Annotated in this window: 15 protein-coding genes; 4 read left to right on the plus strand and 11 right to left on the minus strand. The window is 59.3% G+C overall.

What is annotated here, in order from left to right; translation table 11 throughout:
* Window positions 1-46 precede the first annotated feature (46 nt).
* From leuA to EXN68_RS08450, 4 genes are all read right to left on the minus strand, one after another.
* Window positions 47-1756 carry a 2-isopropylmalate synthase gene (gene leuA, locus EXN68_RS08435; protein WP_142840401.1) on the minus strand — a complete coding sequence of 570 codons (1710 nt, stop codon included), beginning with the start codon at window positions 1754-1756 and terminating at the stop codon, window positions 47-49.
* A gap of 317 nt (window positions 1757-2073) precedes the next feature.
* The gene (gene brnA, locus EXN68_RS08440) at window positions 2074-2316 is read right to left on the minus strand and encodes a type II toxin-antitoxin system BrnA family antitoxin (RefSeq protein ID WP_142840402.1); all 243 of its coding nucleotides are present in this window, start codon (window positions 2314-2316) and stop codon (window positions 2074-2076) included.
* Window positions 2273-2566, minus strand: a complete 294-nt coding sequence (locus tag EXN68_RS08445) for a BrnT family toxin (protein ID WP_142840403.1) — start codon at window positions 2564-2566, stop codon at window positions 2273-2275. The genes brnA and EXN68_RS08445 overlap by 44 nt, the downstream gene beginning before the upstream one ends.
* Window positions 2567-2602: 36 nt before the next feature.
* Window positions 2603-3781 (minus strand): benzoate/H(+) symporter BenE family transporter, encoded by a 1179-nt coding sequence (locus tag EXN68_RS08450; protein WP_142840404.1) that lies wholly within the window; start codon window positions 3779-3781, stop codon window positions 2603-2605.
* A gap of 281 nt (window positions 3782-4062) precedes the next feature.
* On the opposite strand from EXN68_RS08450, the gene EXN68_RS08455 reads away from it, so the two are divergent.
* The gene (locus tag EXN68_RS08455; RefSeq protein ID WP_142840405.1) at window positions 4063-5145 is read left to right on the plus strand and encodes an esterase-like activity of phytase family protein; all 1083 of its coding nucleotides are present in this window, start codon (window positions 4063-4065) and stop codon (window positions 5143-5145) included.
* A 61-nt stretch (window positions 5146-5206) separates the two neighbouring features.
* On the opposite strand, the gene EXN68_RS08460 is transcribed toward EXN68_RS08455, so the two are convergent.
* Window positions 5207-5851, minus strand: a complete 645-nt coding sequence (locus EXN68_RS08460; protein ID WP_142840406.1) for an NrsF family protein — start codon at window positions 5849-5851, stop codon at window positions 5207-5209.
* Window positions 5848-6363: a sigma-70 family RNA polymerase sigma factor gene (locus tag EXN68_RS08465; protein ID WP_161991280.1), complete on the minus strand. Its 516-nt coding sequence runs from the start codon at window positions 6361-6363 to the stop codon at window positions 5848-5850. The genes EXN68_RS08460 and EXN68_RS08465 overlap by 4 nt, the downstream gene beginning before the upstream one ends.
* A 219-nt stretch (window positions 6364-6582) precedes the next feature.
* Between EXN68_RS08465 and EXN68_RS08470 the strand changes: the two genes are divergently transcribed.
* The gene (locus EXN68_RS08470; protein WP_142840407.1) at window positions 6583-6840 is read left to right on the plus strand and encodes a pentapeptide MXKDX repeat protein; all 258 of its coding nucleotides are present in this window, start codon (window positions 6583-6585) and stop codon (window positions 6838-6840) included.
* Window positions 6841-7014: 174 nt separating this feature from the next.
* On the opposite strand, the gene EXN68_RS08475 is transcribed toward EXN68_RS08470, so the two are convergent.
* Window positions 7015-7596 (minus strand): ATP-dependent Clp protease proteolytic subunit, encoded by a 582-nt coding sequence (locus tag EXN68_RS08475; protein WP_142840408.1) that lies wholly within the window; start codon window positions 7594-7596, stop codon window positions 7015-7017.
* A 232-nt stretch (window positions 7597-7828) separates the two neighbouring features.
* Between EXN68_RS08475 and EXN68_RS08480 the strand changes: the two genes are divergently transcribed.
* Window positions 7829-8419 (plus strand): HupE/UreJ family protein, encoded by a 591-nt coding sequence (locus EXN68_RS08480; protein WP_142840409.1) that lies wholly within the window; start codon window positions 7829-7831, stop codon window positions 8417-8419.
* A gap of 100 nt (window positions 8420-8519) precedes the next feature.
* On the plus strand, window positions 8520-9275 hold the full coding sequence (locus EXN68_RS08485; protein WP_142840410.1) for a DUF2076 domain-containing protein: 756 nt from the start codon (window positions 8520-8522) through the stop codon (window positions 9273-9275).
* Between the two features lie 25 nt (window positions 9276-9300).
* Here EXN68_RS08485 and queF read toward each other — a convergent pair whose 3' ends face one another.
* The 4 genes from queF to EXN68_RS08505 form a co-directional block, all read right to left on the minus strand.
* Window positions 9301-9765, minus strand: coding sequence for a preQ(1) synthase (queF, locus tag EXN68_RS08490; protein ID WP_142840411.1), 465 nt, complete (start codon window positions 9763-9765; stop codon window positions 9301-9303).
* Window positions 9766-9782: 17 nt separating this feature from the next.
* Window positions 9783-10685, minus strand: coding sequence for a cation diffusion facilitator family transporter (locus EXN68_RS08495; RefSeq protein WP_142840686.1), 903 nt, complete (start codon window positions 10683-10685; stop codon window positions 9783-9785).
* A 155-nt stretch (window positions 10686-10840) separates the two neighbouring features.
* Window positions 10841-11242, minus strand: a complete 402-nt coding sequence (locus EXN68_RS08500) for a glyoxalase superfamily protein (protein ID WP_142840412.1) — start codon at window positions 11240-11242, stop codon at window positions 10841-10843.
* 68 nt (window positions 11243-11310) lie between these two features.
* The gene (locus tag EXN68_RS08505; RefSeq protein ID WP_142840413.1) at window positions 11311-12417 is read right to left on the minus strand and encodes a branched-chain amino acid ABC transporter substrate-binding protein; all 1107 of its coding nucleotides are present in this window, start codon (window positions 12415-12417) and stop codon (window positions 11311-11313) included.
* Window positions 12418-12566 lie beyond the last annotated feature (149 nt).

The following is a 12566-nucleotide window of genomic DNA, read 5'->3' on the forward strand; positions in this document are numbered from 1 at the left end:
GCCCGGCAGGGCAGAGGGGGGTACCTTGCCCACCCTCAAGGCCCACTTACCGCGCCCGCTCTTCCAGCACCCGATTGGCCGCCGAAACGATCGCCTCCAGCGAAGCCGCCACAATATTCGTATTGACCCCCGCCCCGAACAGCTTGCCGCCCGGATGCTCCATCTCGACATAGGCAATAGCCGAAGCATTCGAGCCATGCTGCAGCGAATGCTCCGAATAATCATTTACCGACAGGTCAATGCCGAGATAGACCGACAGCGCATTGATGAACCCGTCAATCGGGCCGGTTCCCTTGCCCTCGATGCGCTTCACCTCGCCATTATCGGTGATCTCGGCGGCAACGATGCGCACGCCCTTGAAATCGCCGGCCGGATAGGTGTGGTGATCGACGAACTTGATGCGCGCCTTCGGCTGTGTCACGTAACGCTCGATAAAGCGCTCATAGATGCGCTTGGCCGGCAGTTCCACGCCCTCTTCATCGGTAATGCGCTGGATATCCTCGCGGAACTCCACCTGCAGGTTGCGCGGCAGGTTGATGCCGTAATCCTGCTGCAGAATATAGGCGATGCCGCCCTTGCCGGATTGCGAATTGATGCGGATGATCGCCTCGTAGGAGCGGCCGACATCCTTCGGGTCGATCGGCAGATAGGGCACTTCCCAGACGGGATGGTTGGCGACCTTGATCGCCTTCATGCCCTTGTTGATCGCATCCTGATGCGAGCCGGAAAAGGCCGTATAGACCAGTTCGCCGACATAAGGGTGGCGCTCGGGGATCGTCATCTCGTTGGAATATTCGTAAACCGCCTTGATGCGCTCGATATCGCGGCAATCCAGCTCCGGATCGACACCCTGCGTATACATGTTCAGCGCCAGCGTCACGACGTCGACATTGCCGGTGCGCTCGCCATTGCCGAACAGCGTGCCTTCGACGCGGTCCGCACCGGCCATCAGGCCGAGTTCGGTCGCAGCAATGCCGGTGCCGCGGTCGTTGTGCGGATGCAGCGAGATGATGACGTTTTCGCGATTATCGATATTGCGGCACATCCATTCGATCTGGTCGGCATAGATGTTTGGCGTCGCCATTTCCACCGTCGAAGGCAGGTTCAGGATCAGCTTGTTGTCGGCCGTCGGCTTCACAACCTCGACCACGGCGTTGCAGATTTCCAGCGCCACTTCCAGCTCGGTGCCGGTAAAGCTCTCAGGCGAATATTCGAAGCGGTAACCGCCGCCGGCCTTGGCCGCCATGTCGGTGATCATCTTGGCCGCATCGACGGCGATCTGCTTGATGCCGTGCACATCCTTGCCGAACACCACGCGGCGCTGCAGTTCCGAAGTGGAATTGTAGAAGTGGATGATCGGTTTGTTGGCGCCTTCCAGCGCCTCGAAGGTGCGGGTGATCAGCTCCGGGCGGCACTGTACCAGCACCTGCAGGGACACATCGTCAGGCACATTGCCTTCTTCCACACACCAGCGGGCGAAATCGAAATCCGTCTGCGAGGCGGAAGGAAAACCGATCTCGATTTCCTTGAAGCCCATTTCGAGCAGCAGCTTGAACATGCGGGCCTTGCGGTCGTGGCCCATGGGGTTGACCAGCGACTGGTTGCCGTCGCGCAGATCCACCGAACACCAGATCGGCGCTTTGTCGATGATCTTGCCCGGCCAGGTGCGGTCAGGGATGTTGATGGTCGGGTAAGGGCGATACTTCACGCTCGCGTCGTTCATGCCCTTGGAAATATTGGTGATCTTGCCGTCCATGTCGCTTCCTCCTTGCGCAGTCCGCGGGCTTCTTCAAGCCATCGGCGGATGCGCGGCCCTTGAGAGCCTAAATCCAGTATAAAATGAGATTTCGAGATGAGGAGCGTTTGCGCCAGCGGGCTTTCGGCCGCCGGGCGCTCCTCACTGGACCCGGCAACCGCGTGTAAGGTCGAGGCTAAGAAGCGAGAGTGCACCGCACGGCGAGGCCTTCGCAGAAATCTGCGCGCTCATGCCGAAAATGATTGCGATGCTGTTGCTCATGGCGACGTGTATAAACAGCGACTGGCAGTCTGACAAGTGATCTTGTGATGACCGGCTTATTTTACGTGACGGCCAGTCTCCAGTCTTTCGGCGATCCACAATTTGACAAGTGACTGTCGTGTCACACCGAGGCGCCGCGCTTCATTGTCGAGATCGTTGACGACCCAAGTCGGAAAATCGATATTCACGCGCTTGGGTTCGATGTTCAGATGCCGAGCCGTCGACCAGTCGAGATATTCGCTGATGTCTTCGCCATCATCGGCCATCCTGTCGAATTCTTCTGCGCTTATTGTCTTCATAGTGATGCCTCTCTAACTCCCGGACACGACGCACGGAAATGATGCGAATACGGCCGCCCCGCAGTGTGTGGACAGCCAACCATAGCTTCTCCCCGAGAAGCGCGATGAGCGCAAACCGCTCTTCGCCAATACCGTGGGCGGCAACCGTCAAACCATATTTATCGTGCCACAATGCCTGCGCATCGACAAAATCGATGCCGTGCTTGTCTTTATTGCCAGCGCTCTTTACCGGATCAAATTCGAATACCATGAGAATATAATATAAAAACTATACCGTTTCCACCATCTAACCACGCTTCACTACCCGCTGCAACGCCATCATCAGCCCGCCACCGATAAGCCCCCAGAATGCACCGGAAACGCCGGCGAAAGACAGGCCCGAGGCCGTAATGAGAAAGGTGATCGCCGCCGCCTCGCGGGTTTCCTGCTCCTTGAAGGCCGCGACGGCGGAACCGGAAAAGGCGCCGACCAGTGCCAGCCCCGCCACCGCCTGAATTAGGATGGGCGGCGCCAGAGCCACGAAGGCCGTGACCACACCGGCCAACAGACCGAAGATGATGTAACCGACACCGCCAATGATCGCTGCCCAATAGCGCCGTTTGGGGTCCGCATGGGCGTCCTCGCCCGCGCACATAGCCGCGGTGATCGCTGCGAGATTGACGGCATGGCCGCCGAAGGGTGCGGAAAGCAGCGAGAAGAAACCCGTCGTGGCGAAGAGTGGACCAGGCTGCGGATCGTAATGATTGACCTTCAGCACCGCGATGCCGGGAATGTTCTGCGAGGCCATGGTAACGATGAACAGCGGCAGCGCGATGGAGACGACGGCGTGCAGGCTGAAGACCGGCGTCACCCATTCCATCGGCGGCGTCAGCGATTGCGCCACGCTATCAAGCGCCCCCGCCGGAATATCGACGCCGAAGATCATGACAAGTACGAAGGCGGCAAGGGCGGCAGGCACGGCGAAAAGCCGCCTGAAGGCTCCCACCACGATCCAGGCAAGAATGATCGGCAAACCAAGCGCCGGGTTAAAGCCGATCGCCTTTACCGGCGCAAAGCACAGGCCGATGATGACACCTGACAGCATGGCATTGGCGAGCGGCGCGGGAATGGAGGCGACCGCGCGCCCGAGCGGCTTGAACAGGCCGGCGATGATGATCAGCACGGCGCAGATGATGAACCCGCCCACCGCCGCCGGAAACCCGCCCTCGATCACACCGGTGGTTGCCAGAAGGGCCGCACCCGGCGTCGACCAGGCAATGCTGACCGGCAGCCGGGTGGTGGCGGAAAGAACGATGGCGCAAAGCCCCATCGCCACCGAAAGCGCCATCAGCCCGGAGGCCGCCTCGAAATCCGTCGCGCCGACGGCTTTGAGGCCCTGCAACACGACGGCAAAGGAGCTGGCAAAACCGACAAAGGCGGTAAGGCATCCCATGAACAGGCTCTGGACGGAAAAATCTTTCAGCATGAAGCACTCTGCGGGCCTGCTGCCAGTCGCAAGAACCGCAACGGACGGCGGGGCGACAGGCAGGAACAAAATTTGAAGCGTAGGGCGCGAATCCGGACAGCGCGACACGCTTTGGATGAAGCATGACTATATTCAGGATCAAAAAAGACAAGGCTTGGCAAGATGAGCCGCCGGACTTCAGGTACGGAGATACGGAAAACGTCATCAAAGTTTAGCGGCAGGGCGCTAATCCTCGCGGCATCCATCCCAACAGGGCAGCCGCCACAAGAAGGATCGTCTCCATGTTTCGCATCGCCGCCATCGCCGCATTCTGCCTTGTGGCCCTTCCGGCCGCCGCCCAGACCCCGCCACCGCCAGCCTTTCTCGGCCAGATCGTCGTGCCCTCCGGCCTATCCATCAATGGCGTTGCTTTCGGCGGCATTTCCGATCTGACTTTTGATAGCGAAACCGGCCGTTATCTGGCCATTTCCGATGACCGTGTCGAAAAAGGCCCAGCCCGTTATTACGAACTGGAACTGGCCGTGACGGAAGGTGCCGTCACGCTGAACATCGCCGCCACCCGCGAATTGAAGGACGAGACCGGCGCAGCCTTCGCGCTGAAGGGCATCGACGCCGAAGGCATCGCACTCGACCGCAAGGCCGGCAAGCTCTACTGGTCGTCCGAACGCGACCTGAAAAACCAGCCGGCGATCTATGTCTCGAACCTCGATGGCAGCGATGTAAGGCGGCTGGAACTGCCCGAGGCCTATCTCGTCAATGATGCAAAGACGAGAGGCGTGCAGAATAATCTCGGCTTTGAGGGGCTAACGCTGACATCCGGCAAGCTCATCGCCGCCACGGAAAACGCGCTGACCCAGGATGGCCAGAAGGCCACCCCGCAGGCCGGCAGCCCGTCCCGCATTCTCGTCATCGACACGGCGACACTGACGCCGGTTGCCGAACATGTCTATGTCACCGAGGCGATCTCGAAGACCCCGACAGCCGCCGAACCGAAATATAACGACAATGGTCTCTCCGCCATCGCCGCCATGCCGGATGGCCGGTTTGTCACGGTGGAGCGCAATTTCGCTTCCGGCGTCGGCAACCATATCCGCTTTTTCATTGCCGACCTGTCCGGCGCGGAAAACATCCTCGGCAAGGACAAGATAGAGGCGGCGAATGTGCGCGCCGTATCGAAAACCCCGTGGTTCGAGATCAACGAAGGCGATTTCGGTCTCGACATCGACAATATCGAAAGCTTCGCCTTCGGACCGGTGGTGGATGGCAAGCAGCTTTTCGTCATCGCCTCGGACGACAATTTCAATGCGGGCAAGCAGTTCACCCAGTTCGCGGCCTTCGCAATTCCCGCCAATCTGGGTCAATGAAATCCGTGACGACAGGAGATACCGGCTCCGGACCACGTTCGGAGCCGGCAAGGAGCGCCTTTCACCAGCGAAGAAAACGGGAACCCGCAAAGGCGCCGATCAGGCCCATCATGAGAATGCCAAGCGAATACCAGATCAATACGAATGCCATGCCGTTTTCGGTGCAGAACCAGGAATAAACCCACGCTCCGGCCGCACCCGCTGCAAGGCCACCGACAAAACCGGCAAGCGTCGGGTCAGCCGGGGCGGCGCGTTTGAGAACGGCGAAATTCGCCAAAAAGACGGGAACCGAAAAAGCCGCGATCAGAAACGGGCAATGCAGCGCCGACCGCCCCAGAATAAGGGCGCGATAACTACCCGGCACGGCAAAACCGAGCTGGACAAGCGCTATCGCCACCATCGCGACGAAAATCAGCGCAAGCCAAACGAAGAAAAGACCGCTGTCCCCATCGGGGCTGGCAAGGCGTCTGACGGCGACAAATGCAGCCACGGCCAGCAGGGCGTTGTAGGCAGACTTGATCCAGAAACCCAGTTCGGTGAAGGCATCATCCATATCGACGCGCAGCCCGAGAATGACGAGCATCAGCAACAGCGAAATGCCAAGCGCGGGCAGAACCGCAAGCACGAGCCTGCGCTCCATCGCAAAAGCGGGCACGGGCCTGAGGTCACCCGCCAGTTGGTCAATCATGTCGTCCGTCTTTCTCACGAATCTCCCCGCAATTTTGCCGCCAGGACTTTCAGTGTCCTGTGAATACCGACCCTTGCCGCAAGCTCGGTCTGGCCGGATTTTTTTGCCGCTTCGGCAATCGACTGCCCTTCAAGCTTCACATTGCGAATGAGGTCGCGTTGCCGTTCCGGCAAGTCGTCGAGCAGCCGTTCCACATCCATGCGTGCCGTCACCGCATCGATGGTTGGCTCGGCCTCCAGCGTCTCATCGAGCTCCACTTCCGCCAGCATGCGCCCACCCCTGCCACGATAGTGGTCGATGAGCTTGTAACGGGCGATCGAAAAAAACCAGGCCGTGAAAGGTCGCGCACGATCATAGGTCCCCCGTTTGGCGTGAAGCGACAACAGGGTTTCCTGTACAAGATCCTCCACATCGCCTCTGGAAGTGGAGGCCATGCGCCGCCCATAATAGGCGATAAGCAGCCGGCGCAAGGCGTGGAGCAAATGCCTGTAGGCGCTATCGTCCCCGTCAAGGGAACGCAGCATCAGTATCTTTAATGTTTCTTCCGAAAGGCTGCCTGTCATCGTCACTATCGGGTTATTCGCAGTCCGCAGGATATTGTTACATAATGGCTTAAAAATAATCTCGCCCGAATATGCTCTCACAAGCACGTGAAGCTGTAACGATGGGCCGTTTCCGACCGAATGGACAGTCGTGAGCCCCCGGCACAACGCTGGCGGACATAAAAGGACGTCCAGAGGAGATCTTTCATGACCCGGATTTTTGGCACCATTGCCGTCGCTTCCATGCTGTCCGCCCTGTCTTTCGCAGGCATCGCCCATGCCGACAGCATGAAAACCGACACGATGAAGAAGGATGCCATGCACGGCGACAAGATGAAAATGGAGACGATGAAAAAAGACGGCATGTCCATGGCAGGCAAGAAGGACTGCATGCACAAGGCTGGCATGGAAATGAACAAGATGAAGAAGGCCGACATGATGAAGGCCTGTGACGCCATGAAATGACACCGGGGCATTTCCGCTTTTCTCCGAAACGCGAAAACACTCTGTCGCTTTGTTGTTACCCATTGTCCTGACGCAAAAGCGATCCCGCTTTACTGGAGATGCCCTAGCCTGAACGGAAAAAGCCCGCGCCGGTTTTCACCGGCACGGGCTTTTTCAACAGATAATCTCAGAAACTCAGAGTTCCGACTGGCTCTCGACGATCTTGCCGACGAGGCCGTAATCCTTGGCGTCATCCGCGCTCAGCCAGTAATCGCGATCGATATCCTTGGCGATCTTTTCTTCGCTCTGGCCGGTGGCCTTGGAGAAGATCTTGATCAGGCGCTGGTTCATCTTGATTATTTCGCGGGCCTGGATTTCGATGTCGGATGCCATGCCACGCGTACCGCCGGAGGGTTGGTGCAGCAGGAAGCGGGTGTTCGGCAGGCAAAGACGACGTTCCTTCGGCACCGAAACATAGATCAGCGCGCCGGCGGAAGCGACCCAGCCCGTGCCGATGATATAGACCTTCGGCTTGATGAACTTGATCATGTCATGGATGGAATCACCTGATTCCACGTGACCGCCCGGCGAATTGACGTAAACGCGAATGTCGTCGTCACTGGCGGCGGCAAGCGCGACCAGCTGCGTGCAGACCTTCTGCGCCAGTTCCTGCGTGATGCCACCATAGATGAAGATCGAACGCGACTTGAAAAGATTCGCTTCCGTTTCCTTGCCGATCGGCAGTTCCTTGCTCTTGTCGTCTTCGTCTTCGTTCATCAACGGCTCTCTCCAGCGTAATTCTTGCATGCCCTTCGGACATAGTGCGACTTGTTACGTAAGGCAATGAGCGAAAAAGACAAGGTTCGCGCCTGAACAATAAACAGTACCCCCGGCAGATGACGCATGGACAGCTTCTTTGCGTTCACGATATCGTCGTCCCCTCATTGCAGCGCCGCCCATACCGGAAGCCCAGGATCCGGACCGGCGGCAACAATCGAAAGAGGGAAACATGCTGAAAAGATTAGGCCTTGCCGCTACAGCGCTCGGCGTTACCGCCCTGCCCGCCTTTGCCCATTTGAACCCGGAAGAACACGGCTCCTTCATGGCCGGCGTTTCCCACCCGTTCTTTGGCGCGGACCATATTCTGGCAATGGTGGCCGTCGGCATATGGGCCTCGCAGATCGCCGCCGCAAACAGTGACCGAAAAGCCTTGTGGATCGTGCCGTCCGCCTTTGTCGGCACCATGGCCGTCGGGTTTCTGATGGCGGTTTACGGTATCGGTCTTCCCTTCGTCGAACCCGCCATCCTCGCCTCCGTCATTGGTCTCGGCCTGCTGGTTGCCACAGCGGCAAAGCTTCCCGCCACAGCGGCGGCAGCGGTTGTCGGCGCTTTCGCGCTTTTCCACGGCCATGCCCATGGCGGTGAACTGGGCAGTGCCGGCGCCTGGCAATTCGGCCTTGGCTTCATGATCGCCACCGCGCTACTGCATCTGGCCGGCATCGCGCTCGGCCTTGGCATTGCCCGTTTCGGCTCGGCGGCAAGCCGCACCATCGGCGCGCTGACGGCAATCGCCGGCCTGTCGCTTGCCCTCGGCGGCTGACGATCATTACCGAAATTTAAAATTCGGGCCGCTTTGAAAAGCCAGAATTGAGGCCTACCTCCTTATCGTGGATTTACGCTTCACGGTAAGGAGGCAGCACATGTCACCGGAAGAAAGCCAGCTTCTCAAGGGCCTGTTCGACAGGACCAAAACCGCATCCGCCACCCCGCGTGACCGCGAGGCGGAAACATTGATCGCAGACGCCGTGCGCGATCAGCCCGCAGCCCCCTATTATCTCGCCCAGGCGGTAATCGTTCAGGAAAAAGGGCTGGAGGCGGCAGCAGCCCATATCAGGCAGCTCGAAGACCGCATCCATGCGCTGGAAAGCGGTAACAACGCCCCGCAGGCGGCCGCACAGGGCGGGTTCCTGAGTTCCATTTTCGGCACCGGCCAGCCCCAGCCACCCGCACCCACGCCAGCCCCGGCTGCCGCCCCAACCTCATGGCGCAATGATACCGCCGGCCAGACGGCTGGCCCCTGGGGATCGCCGGCCGGTCAGCAGCAACCCGGCGGCCCCTGGAGCCAGCAGACCAATGCCGTCGGACGTTCAGGTGGTGGCTTTCTGCAGGGTGCGCTTGGCACCGCCGCCGGCGTCGCGGGCGGCATGCTGCTTGCCAATTCGTTGAGCGGCATTTTCGGCAGCCACATGTCGTCGCTGGGGCTGGGTTCACCCTTCGGCGGCGGTAATGCCGCAGGCAACGCCCCCGTCGAAGAAACCGTCGTCAACAATTATTACGGCGACAGCGCAAACCAGCAGAATAACGACGACGATGACGATAATATCCAGCAGGCCGATTATGACGACAGCGCCGACGATATGGATTCCGATTCAGGCGACGACGGGTCGTTCGCCTGAATCGTCATGCCTGTAAACAGCCGGATCAGCCCCGACCGCGATAGGTCGGGACACCCTGATCCGGCAGCCACACGCCTTCGGGCGCAGCTCCAGTCTGCCAGAAGACGTCGATTGGAATGCCGCCACGCGGATACCAGTACGCGCCGATCCTCAGCCATTTCGGCTGCAGCAGTTCCACCAGACGCTTGGCGATATAGACGGAGCAATCCTCGTGGAATGCGCCGTGGTTGCGGAAGGACTGCAGGAACAGCTTCAGCGACTTCGATTCCACCAGAAAATCACCCGGAATATAATCGATGACGATATGGGCGAAATCCGGCTGGCCGGTCATCGGGCAAAGCGAGGTGAATTCGGGCGCGGTGAAGCGCACCACGTAATCAGTGCCGGCATTGCCGTTCGGCACCTTTTCAAGAATGGCCTTTTCCGGGCTCTCGGGCGTATCGACCTTCGTGCCCAGCTGCGACAGGCCGGAAACATCCGTCACGGACATGGAAAACTCCTGATTACTTATACAATGACTTTGACGCCATGCGCCTTTTCGCCCTCAGGCTCGACGTGAATGGCAAGGCTGGCGCCCGGTATGACCTCCCTTATGGCATCTTCAAGGCGGTCGCAAATATCATGCGCCTCCCGCACCGTCATCGTGGCGGGAACAACCACGTGGAAATCGATGAAAGCCGCCGAACCGGCACGGCGGGTTCTCAGGTCATGCACCCCCATCACGCCGCCGGAATGTTCGGCAATCGCCTTCTTGATCGCCTCGTCTTCTTCCGGCTCCACCGCCCGGTCCATCAGCCCGCCCAACGAATGCAGGATGACCTTCGATCCCTGAAACAGGATGTTGATGGCAACCAGAATGGCGAGCAGCGGATCGAGAATGGCGTAACCCGTCAGAAGCGCCAGAATGAGGCCGACGAGAACACCCGCCGAGGTCACGACATCGGACATGATGTGATGGCCATCGGCCGCAAGCGCCGGCGAGGCGTATTTTTTACCAACGCGGATCAGGGTTGTCGCCCAGACGGCATTGATCACGGCTGCAAAGGCGTTGATGGCAAGACCGAGAACCGGCGCTTCCGGCAGCCTCGGACTGAAAAGGCTGCCCCACGCTTCCTGCACGATCAGGAGCGCGGCTACGACGATCAGCACGCCTTCAACCACGGCGGAAATATATTCCGCCTTGTGATGGCCGAACTGATGGTCGTCATCGGCGGGCTTCTGCGCATAACGAATGACGAAATAGGCGATGAAGGCCGCGACCACGTTGACGGTCGATTCCAGACCATCGGACAGAAGTGCGACGGACCCCGTGACCCACCATGCCAGAAGCTTGAGGCCCAGCACGCCGAAAGAAAGTGGAATGCCCCAGAATGCGAGCTTCCTTACCAGTGCATTGCCTTCACTGTTCATTTTTGCCCCCGTGCGGATGCGAACGAATTGCATGACCGACTGCCAAAACGCACGAACCGCGCGCACGGGGTCTCCGTGCGCGCGGTTCGCTATTGGGATTTTCTATCGTTCAAACCGCAGGCAAGGTCAAGAGCCTCAAGATCGCATCAACAACCTCAGTCCTCGCTTTTCTGTTCGCAGAAACGGATGCGGTTGCCGAAGGGATCGGTGACTTCCATCACATCGCCCCAGGGTAGTTCTTCGACGCCCGGCTTCATGAAGCGATAGTCATGTGCCGCCAGTTCCTGCCGATAGGCGTGAACGCCGCGCATGGTGACAAAGATGTTGGAGCCCGGCGTCGCATCGCCGTGATGGCCGCTGAGGTGCAGCCCCATTCCAGCGCGCGACACCTGCATATAGAGCGGGAAATTGTCGCCGAAGCGATGTTCCCAGTCGATCTCGAAACCGAGAAAATCGACATAAAATTCCCGGGCCTTGGCCTCGTCGAAAATCCTGACGATCGGGAAGGTCCGCTCGAAACCGATTTCTGAAAGGCTGTGCTTTTCGGCGTCGCGCATGCGCACTTTCCCGTTTTTAAGGCCATGAAAAAATACCGGCCGCAACAGGTGCGGCCGGTATCGTCAGCTTATTCGGCGGCGACGATCTTGCCGTCCTGCCACTTGAAGAGCGAGAAGGTCTGCGACGTCAGGTCGCCATTCTCGCCATAGGTGACCTTGCCGATTGCCGTGGCGAAAGCATCACCGCTCTTCAGAGCCGTGACAACCGCTTCGGCATCCTTGGCGCTTCCAGCCTTCTCGATGCCGGCCTTCAGCACTTCAACGGCGGCGTAGGCATTGAGGGTGAAGGCTTCCGCCGGAATGTTGGCAGCCTTCAGCGCTTCGGCTGCGGCCTTGGAGTCGTCGTTCTTCAGCGCGTCGGAGGCGTTGGTGAAGATGGTGCCTTCACCAGCCTGCGAACCGATGTTCCAGAACTCGCTGTTCGACAGGCCGTCGCCGCCGATGACGGCAGCCTTGGAGCCGATGTCCTTCAGCTGGCGCACCAGAAGACCGGCTTCCGGGTGGTAACCGCCGAAATAGACGACATCGGCATTGTCGGACTTCAGGCGGGCTGTCAGCGCGCCGAGATCCTTTTCGCCTGGTGTCAGCGCATCATAGAGAACTTCGGTCACGCCACCGGCATTCAGCGTTGCCTTGAAGGCATCCGCAAGACCTTTACCGTAGGCGCCCTTGTCGTGAATGATGGCGATCTTCTTGTCCTTGAGGTTGGCGAGAACGTATTTCGCCGCAACCTCGGCCTGCTGGTCGTCACGACCGCAGGTGCGGAAGACGTTGGAAAGGCCACGGTTGGTCAGGCCCGGCGCAGTTGCCGTGGGGGTGATCATCAGCACGCCGTTTTCGGCAAAGACATCCGATGCCGGAATGGCAACGCCAGACGTCACCGGACCGACGACGAAATGAATGCCTTCGGCAACAAGCTGGTTGGCCGCGGAAACGCCCTGCTTCGGCTCGCCGCCATCGTCGGCCAGCTTCAGCACGACCTGTTCGCCGAGGATGCCGCCCTTTTTGTTGATTTCATTGACTGCCGTCTGCGCGCCGTTCTTGACCTGGTCGCCATAGGCAGCGACGGGACCGGTGAGCGGCGCAATCAGGCCGATGACGATTTCGGCATGGGCAAGGGGTGCGAATGCGAAGGACGCGGCAAGCGTCACGCTGGTCAATGTCTTCAGTTTCATCCTGGTGTCTCCTTAAAAGGGGTCGCGGACCCGGTGAGCGCCATGGGCGTTGACCGAATGAAACTTATCGGACGCCTCCCGGCGAAAACTCGTTCCATGTTTGAATTCCGAGCCTTCAATCTCAACTCATACGGAAGGTTTGATGATTT

It is taken from the genome of Martinezella rhizogenes, from assembly GCF_007002745.1.
Classification (GTDB): Bacteria; Pseudomonadota; Alphaproteobacteria; order Rhizobiales; family Rhizobiaceae; genus Agrobacterium; species Agrobacterium cucumeris.